Source organism: Hydrogenophaga sp. PML113 (genome assembly GCF_001777155.1).
GTDB classification, from domain to species: domain Bacteria; phylum Pseudomonadota; class Gammaproteobacteria; order Burkholderiales; family Burkholderiaceae_C; genus Hydrogenophaga; species Hydrogenophaga borbori.
Genome location: NZ_MIYM01000002.1, coordinates 99233 through 117899 on the forward strand (window position 1 = coordinate 99233; position 18667 = coordinate 117899).

Genomic DNA, 18667 nt, shown 5'->3' on the forward strand with positions numbered 1-18667 from the left:
GCCCGCCACGCAACAGCAGCGGATTGTAAGGACGCCCCTCCCATGTCCCACCGAACGGTCTTTTTCGTCTCCGACGGCACCGGCATCACCGCCGAAACCTTCGGCAACGCCATCCTCGCCCAGTTCGAGGCCACGGTGCGCCGGGTGCGCCTGCCCTTCCTGGACAGCGTGGACAAAGCCCACCAGGCGGCGCGCCAGATCAACCACACCGCCGAGGTGGAGGGCCGGCGCCCGCTGGTGTTCACCACCGTCGTCAACGCCGAGGTGCTCGACGTCTTCCAGCACCACTGCCGCGGCATGCTGCTCGACATGTTCGGCACCTTCGTGCAGCCGCTGGAGGAAGAGCTGGGGATCAAGAGCAACCACCGCGTGGGGCGCTTTTCCGACGCGTCCAAGAGCAAGGCCTACCACGACCGCATCGAGGCCATCAACTACTCGCTGGCGCACGACGACGGCCAGAGCGACAAGGACCTGGAGAGCGCCGACGTGATCCTGGTCGGCGTGAGCCGCAGCGGCAAGACGCCGACCTCGCTGTACCTCGCCATGCAGTACGGCCTGAAGGCCTCCAACTACCCGCTGATTCCCGAGGATTTCGAGCGCCGCAAGCTGCCACCCGCCCTGGCCACGCACCGCAAGAAGCTGTTCGGGCTCACCATCGCGCCGGATCGCCTGAGCGAAATCCGCAACGAGCGCCGCCCCAACTCGCGCTACGCCGACCTGGAGAACTGCCGCATGGAGGTGGCCGAGGCGGAGGCCATGATGCGCCGCGAGGGCATCCGCTGGCTCTCCACCACCACCAAGTCCATCGAGGAAATCGCGACCACCATCCTGCAAGAGGTGCGGCCCGAACGCCTCGAGTACTGAGCTCAGGCCGCCGTGGCTTCCGCCACCGGCTGGCGGATCAGGTAATCGAAGGCGCTCAGGGCCGCGGTCGATCCCGCGCCGGCGGCGATCACGATCTGCTTGTACGGCACCGTGGTGCAGTCGCCGGCCGCGAACACGCCGTCCACGTTGGTGTGGCCCTTGGCGTCGATCACGATTTCGCCGAAGCGGCTGAGCTCCACCGTGCCCTTGAGCCATTCGGTGTTGGGCACCAGGCCGATCTGGACGAACACGCCTTCCAGTTCGACGTGGCGCTGCTCGCCGCTGGCGCGGTCCTTGTAGCTCAGGCCGTTCACCGTGCCGTTGGCGCCGGTGATCTCGGTGGTCTGCGCATTCGTGTGGATCGCCACGTTGGGCAGGCTCTTGAGCCTGGTGACCAGTACCGCATCGGCCTTGAGCGCGTCGGCGAATTCGATCAGCGTCACGTGCTCGACGATGCCGGCCAGGTCGATCGCGGCCTCCACGCCCGAGTTGCCACCGCCGATCACCGCCACGCGCTTGCCCTTGAACAGGGGGCCGTCGCAGTGCGGGCAGTAGGCCACGCCCTTGTTGCGGTACTCGGCCTCGCCGGGCACGTTCACGTTGCGCCAGCGCGCGCCGGTCGACAGGATCACGCTGCGCGCTTTCAGGGTGGCGCCATTGGCCATGACCACCTGCACGGGGCCGCCCGGCTCGCTGGCGGGCACCAGTTTCTCGGCGCGCTGCAGGTTCATGATGTCCACGCCGTAGTGACGCACCTGGGCTTCCAGCGCGGCGGCGAACTTCGGGCCGTCGGTTTCCAGCACACTGATGTAGTTCTCGATCGCCAGCGTGTCGTTCACCTGACCGCCGAAGCGCTCGGCCGCCACGCCCACGCGGATGCCCTTGCGCGCCGCATAGACGGCCGCGGCGGCGCCGGCCGGGCCACCACCAACGATCAGCACGTCGAACGGGTCCTTGGCGTCCAGCTTGGCCGCTTCGCGGGCGTCGGCGTTCACGTCGAGCTTGGCGACGATCTCCTCCAGCGACATGCGGCCGCCGCCGAACTCTTCGCCATTGAGGAAGACCATGGGCACCGCCATCACCTGGCGCTGCTCGACCTCGGCCTGGAACAGCCCGCCATCGATCACCGTGACCTGCACCGCCGGGTTGCGGATGGCCATCAGCGACAGCGCCTGAACCACGTCCGGGCAGTTGTGGCAGCTCAGGCTCATGTAGACCTCGAAGCGCAGGTCGCCCTGCAGCGTGGCGATGGCGTCCAGCGTTTCCTGCTCGGCCTTGGGCGGGTGACCGCCGGTCCACAGCAGGGCCAGCACCAGCGAAGTGAACTCGTGGCCCAGGGGAATGGCGGCGAAGCGCACGCCCGTGGTCTCGCCTTCGCGGGCGATCACGAACGAGGGCTTGCGCGCGTCCGTGCCGCTGTCGTCGTAGCTCACCTGGTCCGACAGGCCGGCGATGGTCTGCAGCAGTTCGCGCAACTCCTGCGACGGGGCGGAACCGTCGAGCGAGGCGATGAGGCGGATGGGCCGCTGCAGCTTGCCCAGGTAGGCCTGCAACTGGGCCTTGAGGGTGTCGTCGAGCATGGGGGACTCCTTTCGATTCAGCGTTTTGCGAGGAACCCTGGGCGCATGGCACCCAAGGTTCAACGCAAAACCCTCAACGGGTTTTCAGCGGATCGCGGCGATCAGATCTTGCCGACGAGGTCCAGCGAGGGCGTCAGGGTCTTGGCGCCGTCGTTCCACTTGGCGGGGCACACCTGGCCCGGGTTCTTGGCCACGAACTGGGCGGCCTTGAGCTTGCGCAGGGTTTCCTTCATGTCGCGGGCGATCGCGTTGTCGTGGATCTCGGCGGTCTTGATCACGCCCTCGGGGTTGATGATGAAGGTGCCACGCAGCGCCAGGCCCTCTTCCTCGATGTGCACGCCGAAGGCACGGGTCAGCTGGTGGGTGGGGTCGCCCACCAGGGGGAACTTGGCCTTGCCCACGGCGGGCGAGGTCTCGTGCCACACCTTGTGCGAGAAGTGGGTGTCGGTGGTGACGATGTAGACCTCGGCGCCCAGCTTCTGGAACTCGGCGTAGTTGTCGGCCGCGTCTTCCACTTCGGTCGGGCAGTTGAAGGTGAAGGCCGCCGGCATGAACACCAGCACCGACCACTCGCCACGCAGGCTCGCGTCGCTCACAGGCACGAACTTGCCGTTGTGGAAGGCCGTGGTGGAGAAGGGTTGAACGGTGGTGTTGATCAGGGACATGGGAACTCCTGGTTGCGGTTGAAGGAAATGGGGAAAACGGTGACGGCGCCAAACGCAGTTCAACGCGACGGGGACAATCATAGTCGATGACTATGGAATGATCGGATTAATAGTCTTTATCCCCCTCATAGGGAATTTTGTGCTTGGCACCAGCCGGCGGCCGGTTGTTCCCGGGGCAAACCGCGCACCCAGCACCCGCTGATGCACCCACACAACGACGTGTGAAGAAATTTTGCATGTATTGTTAATGAGAACCGTTTTCATTAGCAATAATAGGCCACAGCCAGCCACCGACCCAGCGCCTCCCCCATCCGTGCCCCGGCACCTGAGCGCCGTGACGAGGAAGCCAGCCAGCCGACTCACCACAACAGCCTCAAGGACCGACCATGGCTCGCTACCGCCGCCGCACCGCCCGCCCATCCACCCAACTCCTGGCCCTGCTGGCCGCCGCCCTGCCCGCCGCGGGCATGGCGCAGACCGCGCCCGCTACCACCCTGCCGACCGTCACGGTGAAAGAAGCGCCCGAGGTGCCGTACAGGGCCGAGAAGTCGGCCAACGAGAAGTTCACCGCGCCCCTGCTCGACACGCCCAAGACGGTGCAGATCATCAAGAAGGAAGTGATCGAGGAGCAAGGCGCCGTCACGCTGATGGAAGCCCTGCGCAACACCCCCGGCATCACCATGCAGATGGGCGAGAACGGCAACACCTCGGCCGGCGACACCTTTCAGCTGCGCGGCTTCTCGCTGCAACAGTCCACCTTCGTCGATGGCATCCGCGACCTGGGCGCGGTCACGCGCGACACCTTCAATCTCGAACAGGTCGAGGTGGTGAAAGGCGCCGCCGGCGCCGAGACCGGGCGCGGCGCCAGCGCCGGCTTCATCAACCTGATTTCCAAGCAGGCCCATCTGGGCGACGAGAGCAGCGTTTCCGGCACCGTGGGCACGGGCGACCGCCGCCGCGCCACGGTCGACCTGAACCGACAGCTCAGCGACACCTCGGCCTTGCGCCTCAATGCCATGGTGCAGGACAGCGGCGTCGACGGCCGCGACTTCGTGGAGAACAAGGGCTATGGCGTGGGTCTGTCGTATGTGACCGGCCTGGGCACGCCCACCCGGGTGCATCTGTTCAGCCAGCACCTGCGCCAGGACAACGTGCCCGACGGCGGCATTCCCGCCATCGGCTACGAAGGCTACACCTCCGTCATCGGCCCCAAGGTGCGCCGCGAGAACTTCTACGGCAGCGTGAACGACCGCGAGAAGGTCGACGCCGACATGTTCACCGTGAAGGTCGAGCACGACCTCGGCGAGGCCACGACGGTCCGCAACGTCACGCGCTACGGCAAAACCCACATGGACCGCACGCTCACCGGCATGAACACCGGTGGCGCGGGCATCGGCAACACGGGCGGACCGCTCTCCGCCTGGACCGTGAACCTGTCGCGCCAGCGCGTCGATCAGGAAAACAGCATCCTGGCCAACCAGACCAGCCTGAACACCCGGTTCGACGCGGGGGGCATGCAGCACTCGCTGGCCGCCGGCGTGGAGTTGCTGCACGAGAAGCAGACGAACTTCAGCCACGGCACCGCAACCGGTACCGCGCCGGCCAATCTGTACAACCCGGACCCGTACCGGGCCATGGTCAACTTCGGCCCGCGCACGGGTGACGAGTCGGGCACCACCACCAACACCATCAGCGTCTACGCCTTCGACGACGCCAAAATCAACGAGCGCTGGTCCATCAACGGCGGCGCGCGCGTGGACGTCTACAAGCTGAGCTCGAGCGCCGCCGTCGGGGCCACCCCGCTCGAGGACTCGCGCAGCCTGGTGAGCTGGAGCATCGGCGGCGTCTACAAGCCGGCGGAAAACGGCAGCGTGTACGCGTCCTATGCGACCTCCTCCACCCCGCCCGGCGCCTTCACGCAGTTGAGCACCAGCGCCACCAGCATCAACAACCCCGCGTTCGACCCGCAGAAGACCAACACGGTCGAGCTGGGCACCAAGTGGGATTTGCTCAACAAGCGCCTCAACGTCGCGGCCGCGGTCTTCCGCACGGTCAACGACAACCAGACCACGGTCGACCAGGTCACCTTGGCCACCGTTCAGGAAGGCAAGACACAGGTACAGGGCATCGAGCTGTCGGCCACGGGCCAGATCACCCCGTTCTGGCAGATCACCGCCGGACTGGCCAAGACCAGCACCAAGCAGATCGACGTGCGCAACGCCACCGGCGTGGCCACCGACCGCGTGCGCTGGTCGCCGGACCTGAGCGCCACGCTGTGGACCTCGTACCAGTGGGACAAGCTGACCATGGGCCTGGGTGCGCGCTACGTGTCGGAAGCCAAGCGCTTCGTCAACACCAGCGGCGCCCAGGGCAACATGCCCAACGTGCCCTCCTACTGGGTGGCCGACGCCATGGCCAAGTACCAGGTGAATTCCAAGCTCAGCCTTCAGTTGAACATCTACAACCTGTTCGACGAGGAGTACCTGATGACCCTGAACAACGGCGGCGGCCGACTCGCCCTGGGCGCGCCCCGCTCGGCCACGTTCACCGCCAACTACAAGTTCTGATCGAACCCGCCGAACCCCAGAAAAGCGCCAGGCTTCGGCCTGGCGCTTTTCCTTTTCGCCCTGGCCGCGGGCGCAGTCAGTAGATCTGCGGCACGTAGATTTCGCCCGGCACCTGGTGGCGGCGATAGCCCTCGTGGCGGATGCGCTCGGGCAGCGTGATGCCGGGCCGCTCGACCTCGTGGTACGGGATCAGCGAGAGCAGGTGGTGGATGCAGTTCAGCCGCGCCGTCTTCTTGTCGTCGGCCGGCACCACCCACCAGGGCGATTCGGGGATGTTCGTGCGCGCCAGCATCTCCTCCTTGGCCTTGGTGTAGAGCTCCCAGCGGCGGCGGCTCTCCAGGTCCATGGGGCTGAGCTTCCACTGCTTGAGCGGGTCGTGGATGCGGCCGAGGAAGCGCGCCTCCTGCTCCTCATCGGAGATGGAGAACCAGTACTTCACCAACTGGATACCCGAATGCACCAGCATCTTCTCGAACTCGGGCACGGTGCGGAAGAAGGATTCCAGCTGCTCGTCGTCGCAGAAGCCCATGACCCGCTCGACGCCCGCGCGGTTGTACCAGCTGCGATCGAACAGAACGATCTCGCCGCCCGCGGGCAGGTGCGTCACGTAGCGCTGGAAGTACCACTGCGTGCGCTCACGGTCGTTGGGGGCCGGCAGCGCCACCACGCGGCACACGCGCGGGTTCAGGCGCTGCGTGATGCGCTTGATCACCCCGCCCTTGCCGGCCGCGTCGCGGCCCTCGAACACCACCACCAGCTTGTGGCCGGTGCTCACCACCCAGTCCTGCAGCTTCACCAGTTCCGCCTGCAGGCGGAACAGCTCGCGAAAGTAGACCCGGCGCGCCTCCTTGCGCTGAGCGGCGGCCTCCGGGTCCGCGCCTTCGTCCAGGCCGCGGTCCTCGATCTCCATCTCGAGTTCTTCGTCGTAGCCGTCCATGAGGTCGTCACTCAAGCGGCGCATCAGGTCGTCGTTGCCGTTCAGAAGCATGGGGCGGTCCTTTCCCTACTGAACCACCCAGTATTGCCTCGATGCGTGACATTCACATGACAGTCACACGAAGCCCGCGCACCGGGCTGCGTTATGCCCGCCAGCGCCACAGCACGGCCAGGGCTGCGCTCGCCACGCCGATGGCGGCGACGGCCGGCCACCCGCCATGCGCGAAGGCCAGTGCGCCAACCACCGAGCCGCTGGCCATGCCCACGAACATCGCCGTGATAAGCATGGCGTTGAGCCGGCTGCGCGCGGCCGCGTCGAGACCGTAGACCGTGCTCTGGTGCGCGATGAGCGCGGCCTGGAAGCCGAAGTCGAGGCCGATGGCGCTGAGCACCAGCAGCAGCAACTGCGCCGACGCCGGCAGCACCTCCATGCCCAGCATCAGCGCATAGGTCAGCGCTGCTACACCGGCACCCAGCAAGGCCACGCGGCGCGGGCCGTGCCGGTCGGCCAGGCGGCCGGCGAGTGGCGCGGCCAGCGCCCCCGCCGCGCCGGCGAGCCCGAAGGCCCCGGCCGCGCCGCTGCCGAGGCCGAAGCGCGCGTGCAGCATCACGGCCAGCGTGGACCAGAAGGCGCTGAAGCCCAAGCCCAGCAAGGCCTGCGCAAACGCGGCGCGGCGCAGCGGCGGGTGCCGGCGCCACAGGCCGGCGAGGGAGGCCAGCAGCTCGCCATAGCCCAGCCGCGTGGCCGGCTGAAAGGCGGGCACGCGCCAAAACACCACCAGCGCCAGCAGCACCACGCTGACGGCGGCCAGACCGAACATCGCGCGCCAACCCAGCGCCTGCGTGACCAGGCCGCTGACCACGCGCGACAGCAGGATGCCCAGCAACAGCCCCGTCATCACCGCGCCCACGGCCCGGCCACGGCTGTGTTCCGGCGCGATCGAGACGGCGGCGGGCACGAAGTCCTGCGCGAGCGAGGCGGTGACGCCCACGAACAGGCTCGCGGCCAGCAACACGGCGACACCCGGTGCGAATGCGCTGGCCAGCAGCGCCAGCGCGAGCAGGCCCGCCTTCACCAGCATCACGCGGCGCCGGTCAAAGCGGTCGCCCAGCGGCGCCAACAGCAAGATGCCGGCGGCGTAGCCGAGCTGCGTGAGCATGGGCACTGCCCCGATGGCGCCCTCGCCGGCCTGCAGGCTTCGCGCCAGCTCGGGCAGCATGGGCTGGCTGTAGTAGATCGAGGCGACGCTGAAGCCGGCGCCGGCCGCGAGCAGCGCGGGCAGGCCGGCCGGTGTGGCACGGCCATCCCTCTGGTCATGCGTTGTAAGAATGGAAGACAAGAGAACTCCTGAGCAAAAAAACGGAATAGCTCGAATTCTTCTCGCATATTCGCGCCCGGGATAGACTGTCCGGCGAACTAACTTCATACGTTCAACGCATGAAAGAAGCCCCTCTCGCCCTCGACCGCATCGAACTGCTGCAGACCTTCGTGCGCATCGTCGAGAGCGGCAGCCTCTCGGCGGCGGCCCAGCGCCTGGACACCACGCAGCCCACCGTGAGCCGCCGCCTGCAGGCACTGGAGCGCCACTTCGGCGTGCGGCTGCTGCGCCGCTCCACCCATGCGGCCACGCTCACGCCCGACGGCGAGCGCTGCCTGGCCATGGCGCGCTCGCTGATCGACGAATGGGACGCCATGCAGGAGGAGCTGCGCGGCTCGCGGCGCGCGGCCAGCGGCACGCTCAAGGTGCTGGTGCCGCACGCGCTGGGGCAGGAACAGCTGGTGGCGCCGCTGGCGCAATACCTGCGCGCCCACCCCGAGGTGCGCGTGGAGTGGCTGCTCGCCGACCGCGAGGCGGATTTCGTCGCCGAGGGCATCGACTGCGCGATCCAGGTCGGCAAGGTGCGCGACCCCAACCTGGTGGCCGTGCCGCTGTTCGAGCTGCCGCGCATCGTGATCGGCGCGCCCGCGCTGCTGGACCGGCACAAGGCGCCGCGCGCGCCCGAGCAACTGCGCGAGCTGCCCTGGCTGGCGCTGCAGACCTACTACCGCGACCGCGTGGTGCTCAACCCCGTGGGCGGTGGCGCCGCGTTGCGCTTCGACATCCGCCCGCGTCTGCGCACCGACAGCCTGTACGCGCTGCGCAGCGCGGTGCTGGCGGGACTGGGCGTGGCCGTGGTCTCGGCCTGGCTGGTGGCCGAGGACCTGCGCGAGGGCCGGCTGGTGCACTTGGTGCCGGGCTGGCGCGCCGAGCCACTGCCAGTGCAGCTCGTGTATCCGCCGGCGCGCTTCCAGACCGCGCGGCTGCGGCGCTTCCTGGAGATCGTGAAGGCCCACGGCCAGTCGCTCGCCCACTGAGAAAAACCCGCGCCCGGGCTGGGCGCGAATTTGCGCGACACTCGGGTATCCCCCGCCCCCGCCCGAGACGCCACACACCCCCGCCGCATGCACGCCAATCTCGCGCTGATCAACACGATTGCGGCCGGCCTCGGGCTGGCGCTGATCCTGGGGTTCATCTGCGCACGACTGAAGCTGCCGGCCCTGGTGGGCTACCTGCTGGCGGGCGTGATCATTGGCCCCTACACACCCGGTTTCGTGGCCGACGCCGCGATCGCCTCGCAGCTCGCCGAGATCGGCGTGATGCTGCTGATGTTCGGCGTGGGCCTGCACTTCTCGCTCGACGACCTGCTCTCGGTGCGCAAGATCGCCCTGCCCGGCGCCGTGGTGCAGATGGTGGTGGCCACGCTGATGGGCATGGCCATGGCGAGCTGGTGGGGCTGGGCCATCGGCCCCGCGCTGGTGCTGGGCATCTCGCTGTCGGTGGCCAGCACAGTGGTGCTGCTGCGTGCGCTGGAAAGCCTGGGCATTCTGGGCTCCATCACCGGGCGCATCGCGGTCGGCTGGCTGGTGGTGGAAGACCTGGCCATGGTGCTGGTGCTGGTGCTGCTGCCGCCGCTGGCCGGCTTCTTGGGCGGCACCGCGCCCGACAATGGCGGTGCCGAGTCCGTGGGCACCGCCCTGGGCCTGACGCTGCTGCGCGTGGGCGGCTTTGTCGCGCTCATGCTGCTGGTGGGGCGCAAGCTCTTCCCCTGGCTGCTGTGGCAGGTCACGCGCACCGGCTCGCGCGAGCTGTTCACCCTGTGCGTGGTGGCCGCGGCCGTGGGCATCGCCTTCGCCTCGGCCGAGCTGTTCGGCGTGTCCTTCGCGCTGGGCGCCTTTTTCGCCGGCATGGTGTTGCGCGAGTCCGAGTTCAGCCACCGCGCGGCCGAAGAATCTCTGCCGCTGCGCGACGCCTTCGCGGTGCTGTTCTTCGTCTCGGTGGGCATGCTGTTCGACCCCTATGTGCTCATCGAGGAGCCGGTCCACGTGCTGGGCGTGGTGGCCATCATCGTGGTGGGCAAGTCGCTGGCGGCGGTGGCCTTGGTGCTGCTGATGCGCTACCCCTTGCACACCGCGCTCACCATCTCGGCCAGCCTGGCGCAGATCGGCGAGTTCTCCTTCATTCTGGTGGGCCTGGGCGCGCAGCTGGGTCTCATGCCCGACGAAGGCCACAGCCTGGTGCTGGCGGGCGCGCTGATCTCCATCGCCCTCAACCCCCTGCTGTTCAAGGCCATCGAGCCGCTGCGCCAGCTGCTGCGCGAGCACTCCTTGCTGGTCCGCCGCCTGGAGGCGCGCGACGACCCGCTGGCCGAGCTGCCGCGCAGCACCGAGGCCAAGTACCTGTCGCGCCAGGTGGTGCTGGTGGGCTACGGCCGCGTGGGCCGGCGCATCGCGCAGGCGCTCAAGGCGGCGGGCCAGCCCTTCGTGGTGGCCGACCAGAACCGCGAGCTGGTGGAGGCCCTGCGCGCCAAGGGGATGGCCGCCGTGGTGGGCAATGCGGGCGACCCCGAGGTGCTGATCCAGGCCCACATCGCGCAGGCGCGCATGCTGGTCATCGCCACCCAGGACACGCTGTCGCTGCACCAGATGATCGACACCGCGCGCACGCTCAACCCCGAGATACAGATCGTGGTGCGCTCGCACAACGAGGACGAGGCCGAGCGCATGAAGGCCGCGGGCGTGGGCACGGTGTTCCTGGGCGAGGCCGAACTGGCGCACGCCATGGCGCGCCACGTGCTGGCGCCGCCGCCGCTGGAAAAGGCGCATTGACGGGCCTGCCGCGGTCCCGCGGGGCGGTTTCGTAAAATCGCCGTTCTTATGCGCCGCTGGCTCATTGCGCTGTTCGCCTGCCATTTCCTGCTCGGGGTGGTGGGCTTCGGCATCCCCGACCACATCGTCGACGTGCCGCGCGCGGCCGACGCGCTGATCGACGCCAGCGCCAACCACCCGCTCGCCAAGAGCCAGAAAGGCCTGGCCGACCTGGAACACGCGCTGGGCGACGAACTCCCCGACCTGCCCGACACCCTGCAGCGGCGCGCCGCGCCACCGCTGTCCCACGTGATGACGCCAGCCCAGGCGCCCGCCGACCGGGGTCCGCCACCGGCTCCCCTGCTGGACGGTCCGTTCCGCCCGCCCCGGCGCGCCTGAGCCACGCCCCCTTCTTGCTCCGTCCGCCCCGATGTGGCGCCACCCGCGCGCCACGGCGGACGGCCCAGCACTTGCTTGACACACCCCCATGGAAATTGCCTTACTGATCGCGCTCATCCTCCTCAATGGCGTCTTCGCCATGTCGGAGCTGGCGCTCGTCACCGCGCGCAAGGCGCGACTGCAGAAACTCATCGACGAAGGCGACGGCGCGGCCGCCGCGGCCGTCAAGCTCGGGGAAGACCCGAACCGCTTCCTCTCCACCATCCAGATCGGCATCACCTCCATCGGTGTGCTCAACGGCATCGTCGGCGAGGCCGCCCTGGCCGGGCCGCTGGCGGTCTGGCTGCAAGGCCTGGGCGCGCCCGAACAGGCCAGCCAGTTCGGCGCCACCGCGCTGGTGGTGGTGGTCATCACCTACTTCTCCATCGTGGTGGGCGAGCTGGTGCCCAAGCGCCTGGGCCAGACCTACCCCGAGTCGCTGGCGCGCCTGGTGGCGCGACCCATCGACTGGCTGTCCAAGGCCACCAAGCCGTTCGTGATCCTGCTGTCGGTGTCCACACGCGCGCTGCTGCGCCTGCTGGGCGTCAAAGAGGGCAACGCCAACGCCGTCACCGAGGAAGAGATCCACGCCATGCTGGCCGAAGGCACGAGTGCGGGCGTGATCGAGTCGCACGAGCACGCCATGGTGCGCAACGTGTTCCGGCTCGACGACCGCCAGATCGGCTCGCTGATGGTGCCGCGCAGCGACGTGGTGGTGCTCGACCTGGAGGAGCCGTTCGAAGTGAACATGGCGCGCGTGGAAAGCAGCAACCACTCGCGCTTCCCGGTGGTCAAGGGCAACCTGGGCCAGCTGCAGGGCGTGCTGAACGCGCGGCAGTGGCTGGCGCAGGCCATCCGCGGCACGGCGCGTGAACTGTCCGAGCAGCCGCTGCAAACGCCCTTGTACGTGCCCGAGACCATCACGGGCATGGAGCTGCTGGACAACTTCCGCCTCTCCGACGTGCAGATGGCCTTCGTGATCGACGAGTACGGCGAGCTGCAGGGCATCGTCACGCTGCAGGACCTCATCGAGGCGATCACGGGCGAGTTCCAGCCGCGCGACCCGGAAACCGCCTGGGCCATGCAGCGCGAGGACGGCTCCTGGCTGCTCGACGGCCACATCCCCGTGCCCGAGCTGAAGGACCGGCTGGGGCTGCTCAGCGTGCCCGACGAAGAGCGCGGCCGCTACCACACCCTCAGTGGCATGCTGATGCTGCTGACGGGCCGCCTGCCGCGCGTCGGCGACTGCGCCACCTGGGAAGGCTGGCGCCTGGAGATCGTGGACATGGACGGGCGCACCATCGACAAGGTGCTGGCCACCCCGCTGCCCATCGATCCACCCGCGCCCGAGGACCAGCGCCCGGACAGCTGACGGCCGCGCCGCGCGCCGTCCCGGCCATTCAGGCGGGCCGCACGCCTTCCCAGGCCGCCTGCAAGAGCTCGCGGATGGCCCGCGCCTCCAGGGGGCGCGGGTTCGGGTACTGGTTCTGCAAGGCGATCTCGCCCGCGCGGTCCAGGTCCTCGGCCTTCATGCCGATGTCGCGCAGCGCCACCGGCGCGCCGTTGTCCTTCGCCAGGTCGAACACCGCCCGCGCGGCCTGTCCGTCGTCGCGACCCAGGGCCCGCGCGATGCGCCGCATGGCCAGCGGCGCCGCGGCCGCGTTGTAGGCCAGCGCATGTGGCAGCACCACGGTGTGCGTCTCGGCGTGCGGCAGATTGAAGCTGCCGCCCAGGGTGTGGCACAGCTTGTGGTGCAGTGCCATGCCCACCGAGCCCAGCACGATGCCGCACAGCCAGGCGCCGTACAGCGCGTCGCCGCGCGCCTCCACGTCGCTGGCGCTCGCGCGGATGCGCGGCAGCGCGCGGCCGATGGCGGCGATGCCCTCCTCCGCCATCAGGTCGATCACCGGATTGCCTTCCACCGAGTACAGGCCCTCGGCCGCGTGCGCGATGGCGTTGAGGCCGCTGGTCACGCTCAGGCCCACGGGCAGCGTCAGCGTGAGCTCGGGGTCGTAGATCACGCTCTTGGGCAGGACCTTCAGGTCCTTACCGGTCTTCTTCAGGCCCGCCTCGGTGATGCCGTAGATCGGCGTCATCTCCGAGCCCGCGTAGGTGGTGGGAATGGCCAGGATGGGCAGGCCCGAGTCGAGCGCGATGGCCTTGCCCAGGCCGGTGGTGGAGCCACCGCCAATGGCCACGGCGCAGTCCGCGCCCAGCCGCCGCGCTACCTCGCGCGCCTCGCGCGCGGTCTCGATCGGCACGTGCATCACCGCGCGGTCGAAGATGCCGGCGGCCCTGTCGCCCAGCAACCGCGCCACGCGCTCGGCGCTGGCGCGCTGCTCCGGTGTGCACAACACCAACGCGCGCTGCGCGCCCATGGCCTCGATGGCCTGTGGCAGCTGGGACAGCGCGCCCGCGCCAAACACCACGCGGCTGGGCAAGCCCTGATAAACGAACGATCGCATGCGCAACCTTCCTTTCTGTCGCCTCAATCGGTGTCCAGGCCAGCGGCCCGCTGCGCCACGCGGATGATGGCGGCGTAGTCCAGCGCCCCGTCGCCCTGCGCCTGCGCGGCCGACATGAGCTGGCGCGTGGCCGCCGTCTGCGTCAGGGGCACCTGCAGGCGCGCGCCCTCGCCCAGGATGAGGTCGATGTCCTTGTTCATCTGCCCCACGGTGAAGGTGGGCGTGTAGTCGCGCTGGCTCAGCTGCACACCCTTGGCCTTCACGATGGGCGAGGCGACGGCGCTGGCGCCGATGACTCGCCACATGTCCTGCCAGGCCAGACCACCCTTCTGCCCCAGGCTCAGCGCCTCGGCCAGCATGGCGCTGGTCTGCGCGATCATGAGGTTCACCACCAGCTTCATCAGGCGCGCCTGTTCGGCCTCGCCGAGCCAGAATTGCGTCGGCCCCCAGCAGCTCAGCAGGGGCAGCAGGCGCTCGTGCAGCGCCTTCGGACCCGAGGCCATCACCGTGAGCTGCGCGGCCTCGGCCATGTGGTTGTTGCCCGAGACGGTGCAGCGCAGGGTGGGCACCCCGGCGCGCGCGCAGGCCTCGGCCGCGCGGGCCGAAGCCTCGGGCGACACCGTGCTGGTGTCCACCCAGGCCGCACCCTTCGCCGCGTGCTCGGCCACGCGCTCGCCCACGGCGAGCAGCGCACCGTCGTGCGGCAGCGAAGAGACGATGAGCTCGGCCTGGGCCAGGCCATCGGCGACCGCCAGGCCGGCCTCGCGCGCGAGCGCCAGGCGGTCCGCCGCCGGGTCTTCCACCGTGACGCCGTGGCCGGCCGCGAGCAGGTGGCGCGCCATGGGCAAGCCCATCTTGCCGACGCCAATGAAGTGAACCTTCATGCAAAAACTCCATTCGATGCGCCCATGCCCATGGCGCGGGTGATCTTCTCGCCCGACTCGCGCAGCGCCGCGAGCAAGGGGGGCAGGTCCACGCCCACGAGTTGGCCGGCGCGCTTGCGCCACTGCCCCGCGACCATGACCGAATCGATGTTGGCCAGCGTGGCCTGGAACACCACCGCGCTCACCGGGTCGTGCACGGGCTGCATGTTCAGGCTGTCCGCGCGGATCAGCACCAGGTCGGCCTGCTTGCCCGGGGCCAGGGTGCCGATGCGGTGCAGCTGGCGCAGCATGCGCGCGCCCTCGACCGTGATCCAGGCCAGCGCCTCGCGCGTGGTGATGCTGGTGGTGTCCGGGATACCGCCGTGCGCGGCGCGGTGGGCTTCGTTGTCCAGGCTGCGCTGCACGCCCAGCGCGATGCGCGCCTGGGTGATCATGTCGCCGCCCAACACGCTTTCCAGGTCCACGCCCAGCGAGGGCGCGCGGCCCAGCGCGCGCAACCGACCCGTGAGCGGGTGACCGTGGCCCTGGGTCATCTCGTTCTCGGCCGCGGCCGAAAAACTCATGCCCAGGCCACAGAAGCGCTTGAGCTGCTCGTCGCTCAGCGCGTGGCCGTGCACGATGTTGATCTGCTCCCCCAGCAAGCCCAGCGCCTCCAGCTGCGCCCAGCCCTCGGGCGCGCGCGCCGCACCGCCGCCCTGGTGCAGCGAGGCGATGAGGCCGAAGTCGCGGGCCATGCGGAAGTCGTGCACCGCCACCTCCAGCGTGCTGTAGTGCGGGCCCAGCACGGCGGCGTGCACGCTGAGCAGCGGCCGGCCCTGGTGGGCCTTGAGCAGGCGCTGAATCTCGGCGCGCGGGTGGGGCACCTCCCAGAACGGCGCCTGGCCCGGCTGGGGGTCGGGCTTGGGCGTGCCATGGAAGAAGGCCGCGCGGATGCCCGAGGCCAGCAGCGCGTCCACCGCTGCGTCGCTGTGCGCCGGCGTGGGGTTGTTGTGGCACCAGTCCACCAAGGTGGTGGTGCCGCAGTTGAGCTGGTTGAGCGCCCCCGCCAGCGTGGCGATGCGCAGGTCCTCGGGACCGAACACCGTGGCCAGGCCGGCGTGCATGTGCCGGAAGTACTGCAGCAGCGTCCAGTTGGCGGCGACGCCGCGCAGTGCGGTCTGCCAGGTGTGCATGTGCGCGTTGACGAAGCCCGGCACCAGGATGCAGCCGGTGGCGTCGACCACCTGCGCGCCATCCACCGACAGCCGCGGCGCAATGGCCTCGATGGTGTCGTCCACCACCAGCAGATCGCCGACGGGCAGGTCGCCCTGCGCGTCCATGGTGACGATGGACGCGCCGCGGATGAGGGTGCGCTGGGTCACGTGGGTGTCTCTTCTCTGTCGGCAGTCAAGGGCAGGGAGTGTGTCCACGCACGCCCCCCCGCGACAACCCGGCGCGCGGAAATCAGTTTTCCAGGGCCGGCCGGCCCGCGACGGATGCGGGCATGATCGACCGCATGACCACCCCGCGCACCTGGGACATCTTCTGCCGCGTGATCGACAACCACGGCGACGCCGGCGTCTGCTGGCGCCTGGCCGCGCAGCTGGGCGCGCGCGGCCAGGCCGTGCGGCTGTGGATCGACGATCCCGCGCCGCTGGCCTGGATGGCGCCCGAGGGCGCGCCCGGCGTGAGCGTGCGCCCCTGGCGCGAGCCCTTCGACGCGCTGGGCCTGGTGCCCGGCGAGGTCTGGATCGAGGCCTTCGGCTGCGAGCCGCCCGAGGCCTTCATCGCCGCGCGCACCATCGAGCCGGCCTGGATCAACCTGGAGTACCTGAGCGCCGAGGCCTGGGTCGAGCGCTGCCACGGCCTGCCCTCCCCCGTGATGAGCGGCCCGGGCCGGGGCCTCACCAAGCGCTTTTTCTACCCCGGCTTCACGGCGCGCACCGGTGGGCTGCTGCGCGAAGACGACCTCGCCGACCGCCAGGTGGCATTCGACCGCGGCGCCTGGCTCGCGGCCCAGGGCCTGCCCGCCCAGGGGCGGCGCATCGCGCTCTTTTGCTACGAACCGCCGAGCCTGCCGGCCGTGATGGCGCGGGCCGACGCGCACTGGCTGGTCACGCCGGGCCGCGCCGCCGCCGCCGCGACGGGCCTGCCGCTGGCGCCAGGCGCCACGCGCCATGCCCTGCCCTGGCTGAGCCAGCGCGGTTTCGACGAACTGCTCTGGAGCGCCGACCTCAACCTCGTGCGCGGCGAAGACTCCCTGGTGCGCGCGCTCTGGGCCGGCCAGCCCTTCGTCTGGCAGATCTACCCGCAGCACGACGACGCGCACCACGCCAAGCTGCAGGCCTTCCTGGACTGGCTGGACGCGCCCGCCAGCCTGCGCGCCTTCCACCACCACTGGAACGGCCTGCCGGGCGCGACCGCCGACGCAGCCTGGCCCGGCTGGGACGTGGTGGACGGCTGGCGCGAGGTGGTGCAGGCCGCGCGCCAGCGCCTGCTCGCCCAGCCCGACCTCGCCACGCAGCTGGCCGAGGCGGTGGGGCGAAAACGGTAAAATATTGGGTTTAGCGACAAACCCGCAACCCGGGCCCGGTCCATCCACCGCCGATGCCGGCCCCTCGCCCGAACCGCCGGGCGATCCCTTCAACGGAACTCCCTCATGAAAATCGCCCAAGAAATCCGCGCCGGCAACGTGATCATGCACGGCAAGGACCCGATGATCGTCCTGCGCACCGAATACGCCCGCGGCGGCCGCGGCGCCGCCACCGTGCGCATGAAGCTCAAGGGCCTGCTCGGCAACATCGGCACCGAAGTCGTCTTCAAGGCGGACGACAAGATGGACCAGATCATCCTGGACCACAAGGAGTGCACCTACTCCTACTTCGCCGACCCCATGTACGTGTTCATGGACACCGACTACAACCAGTACGAGGTGGAGGCCGAGAACATGGGCGACGCCCTCAACTACCTGGAAGACGGCATGGCCGTCGAGGTGGTGTTCTACGAAGGCAAGGCCATCTCGGTGGAACTGCCCACCAGCGTGGAGCGCGAGATCACCTGGACCGAACCCGCCGTCAAGGGCGACACCTCGGGCAAGGTGCTCAAGCCGGCCAAGATCGCCACCGGCTTCGAGATCCCCGTGCCGCTGTTCGTGAGCCAGGGCGATCGCATCGAGATCGACACGCGCACGGGCGAATACCGCAAGCGCGTCTGACCGCTTCCATTGCGCGATACGAAGGGCTCCACAGGGAGCCCTTCTGTTTTGAACGCCACGCCCGAGCGCCATGGACCTGATCGCCCGCATCGCCGACATCATCATCCCGGTCTTCCTGATCGTGGCCATTGGCTATGGCTACGCGCGCCGCCGCCCGCCGGACCTCAGCAGCTTCAACCGCATCTCGCTCGACGTGCTGGCGCCCTTGCTGGTGTACTCGGCCCTGGCCTCGCGCGACTTCGCCATCGGCGAGCACGTGCCGCTGCTCATCGGCGGCACGGCGCTGATCCTGGGCAGCGGCCTGCTGGCCTGGCCACTGGCCAAGGCCTTCGGCGCGCAGCCGCGCACCCTGGTGCCGGTGGTCATGTTCAACAACTGCGGCAACATGGGCCTGCCACTGGCCCTGCTGGCCTTCGGACCCGCGAACTTCGGCGCCGCGGTGGCGCTGTTCTCGGTCAGCAACCTGTTGCACTTCTCGCTGGGCGCACGCATCACCAGCGCCGCCGCGCGCACGCGCGACCTGCTGCTCAGCCCCCTGATGATCGCCACCATGCTGGGCTTCTTCAGCGCCTTCACCGAACTGCGCCCTCCGCCGGTGCTGCTGTCGGGCCTGAAGCTGTTGGGCGACGCCGCGCTGCCGCTGATGTTGTTCGCCCTGGGCGTGCGGCTGACCGGCCTGACGCGCCAGGGCCTGGCCCTGGGCCTGCTGGGCGCGCTGGCGCGTCCCCTGATCGGCCTGGCCATCGGCATCCCGCTGGCCTGGGCCATGGGATTGGAAGGCGCGGCGCGCGGCCAGCTGCTGCTGTTCGCCGCCTTGCCGCCCGCCGTCATCCAGTTCATGCTGGCCGACCGATACCATCAGGAACCCGAAAAAGTGGCCGCCTCCATCATGGTGGGCAACGCGCTGGCGGTGGTCTTCGTGCCGCTGGCCCTGGCCCTCGGGCTGTGA

The 18667-nt window shown here is 69.4% G+C and carries 16 protein-coding genes; 9 read left to right on the top strand and 7 right to left on the bottom strand.

Features of this window, described 5'->3' with window-relative positions; genetic code table 11:
- The first annotated feature begins 42 nt into the window (after positions 1–42).
- On the top strand, positions 43–864 hold the full coding sequence (locus BHU06_RS04065; RefSeq protein ID WP_070397875.1) for a pyruvate, water dikinase regulatory protein: 822 nt from the start codon (positions 43–45) through the stop codon (positions 862–864).
- A gap of 2 nt (positions 865–866) precedes the next feature.
- Here the strand turns inward: BHU06_RS04065 and ahpF are convergent, their stop codons facing one another.
- A complete protein-coding gene (ahpF, locus tag BHU06_RS04070; RefSeq protein WP_070397876.1) occupies positions 867–2444 on the bottom strand; it encodes an alkyl hydroperoxide reductase subunit F in 1578 nt (525 codons plus the stop codon).
- A gap of 101 nt (positions 2445–2545) precedes the next feature.
- Positions 2546–3109 (bottom strand): alkyl hydroperoxide reductase subunit C, encoded by a 564-nt coding sequence (gene ahpC / locus BHU06_RS04075; RefSeq protein ID WP_070397877.1) that lies wholly within the window; start codon positions 3107–3109, stop codon positions 2546–2548.
- Between the two features lie 386 nt (positions 3110–3495).
- Between ahpC and BHU06_RS04080 the strand changes: the two genes are divergently transcribed.
- A complete protein-coding gene (locus BHU06_RS04080; RefSeq protein ID WP_070397878.1) occupies positions 3496–5676 on the top strand; it encodes a catecholate siderophore receptor Fiu in 2181 nt (726 codons plus the stop codon).
- Positions 5677–5752: 76 nt separating this feature from the next.
- Here BHU06_RS04080 and ppk2 read toward each other — a convergent pair whose 3' ends face one another.
- Both ppk2 and BHU06_RS04090 read right to left on the bottom strand, forming a co-directional pair.
- Complete coding sequence (ppk2, locus tag BHU06_RS04085; RefSeq protein ID WP_070397879.1) at positions 5753–6664, bottom strand: polyphosphate kinase 2; 912 nt, start codon at positions 6662–6664, stop codon at positions 5753–5755.
- A gap of 91 nt (positions 6665–6755) precedes the next feature.
- On the bottom strand, positions 6756–7943 hold the full coding sequence (locus BHU06_RS04090) for an MFS transporter (protein ID WP_254668121.1): 1188 nt from the start codon (positions 7941–7943) through the stop codon (positions 6756–6758).
- Between the two features lie 107 nt (positions 7944–8050).
- Between BHU06_RS04090 and BHU06_RS04095 the strand changes: the two genes are divergently transcribed.
- The 4 genes from BHU06_RS04095 to BHU06_RS04110 all read left to right on the top strand — a co-directional run bounded on the left by BHU06_RS04095 (position 8051) and on the right by BHU06_RS04110 (position 12548).
- Positions 8051–8968 carry a LysR family transcriptional regulator gene (locus BHU06_RS04095; protein WP_070397881.1) on the top strand — a complete coding sequence of 306 codons (918 nt, stop codon included), beginning with the start codon at positions 8051–8053 and terminating at the stop codon, positions 8966–8968.
- Positions 8969–9055: 87 nt separating this feature from the next.
- Positions 9056–10759 (top strand): YbaL family putative K(+) efflux transporter, encoded by a 1704-nt coding sequence (gene ybaL / locus BHU06_RS04100; protein ID WP_070397882.1) that lies wholly within the window; start codon positions 9056–9058, stop codon positions 10757–10759.
- Between the two features lie 48 nt (positions 10760–10807).
- On the top strand, positions 10808–11137 hold the full coding sequence (locus BHU06_RS04105) for a hypothetical protein (protein ID WP_070397883.1): 330 nt from the start codon (positions 10808–10810) through the stop codon (positions 11135–11137).
- An 88-nt stretch (positions 11138–11225) separates the two neighbouring features.
- A complete protein-coding gene (locus BHU06_RS04110) occupies positions 11226–12548 on the top strand; it encodes a hemolysin family protein (protein ID WP_070397884.1) in 1323 nt (440 codons plus the stop codon).
- Positions 12549–12576: 28 nt separating this feature from the next.
- On the opposite strand, the gene BHU06_RS04115 is transcribed toward BHU06_RS04110, so the two are convergent.
- From BHU06_RS04115 to BHU06_RS04125, 3 genes are read right to left on the bottom strand one after another with little or no spacing between them, the layout of a single operon-like run.
- Positions 12577–13641 (bottom strand): maleylacetate reductase, encoded by a 1065-nt coding sequence (locus BHU06_RS04115; RefSeq protein ID WP_070397885.1) that lies wholly within the window; start codon positions 13639–13641, stop codon positions 12577–12579.
- A gap of 23 nt (positions 13642–13664) precedes the next feature.
- Positions 13665–14525 carry an NAD(P)-dependent oxidoreductase gene (locus BHU06_RS04120; protein ID WP_070397886.1) on the bottom strand — a complete coding sequence of 287 codons (861 nt, stop codon included), beginning with the start codon at positions 14523–14525 and terminating at the stop codon, positions 13665–13667.
- Entirely contained in the window at positions 14522–15886 is a 1365-nt protein-coding gene (locus BHU06_RS04125) for an amidohydrolase family protein (RefSeq protein ID WP_083292895.1), read from the bottom strand. The genes BHU06_RS04120 and BHU06_RS04125 overlap by 4 nt, the downstream gene beginning before the upstream one ends.
- A gap of 122 nt (positions 15887–16008) precedes the next feature.
- On the opposite strand from BHU06_RS04125, the gene earP reads away from it, so the two are divergent.
- From earP to BHU06_RS04140, 3 genes are all read left to right on the top strand, one after another.
- A complete protein-coding gene (gene earP / locus BHU06_RS04130; RefSeq protein ID WP_139146945.1) occupies positions 16009–17058 on the top strand; it encodes an elongation factor P maturation arginine rhamnosyltransferase EarP in 1050 nt (349 codons plus the stop codon).
- Positions 17059–17163: 105 nt separating this feature from the next.
- Positions 17164–17718 (top strand): elongation factor P, encoded by a 555-nt coding sequence (gene efp, locus BHU06_RS04135; RefSeq protein ID WP_070397887.1) that lies wholly within the window; start codon positions 17164–17166, stop codon positions 17716–17718.
- 70 nt (positions 17719–17788) lie between these two features.
- Positions 17789–18667 (top strand): AEC family transporter, encoded by an 879-nt coding sequence (locus tag BHU06_RS04140; RefSeq protein WP_070397888.1) that lies wholly within the window; start codon positions 17789–17791, stop codon positions 18665–18667.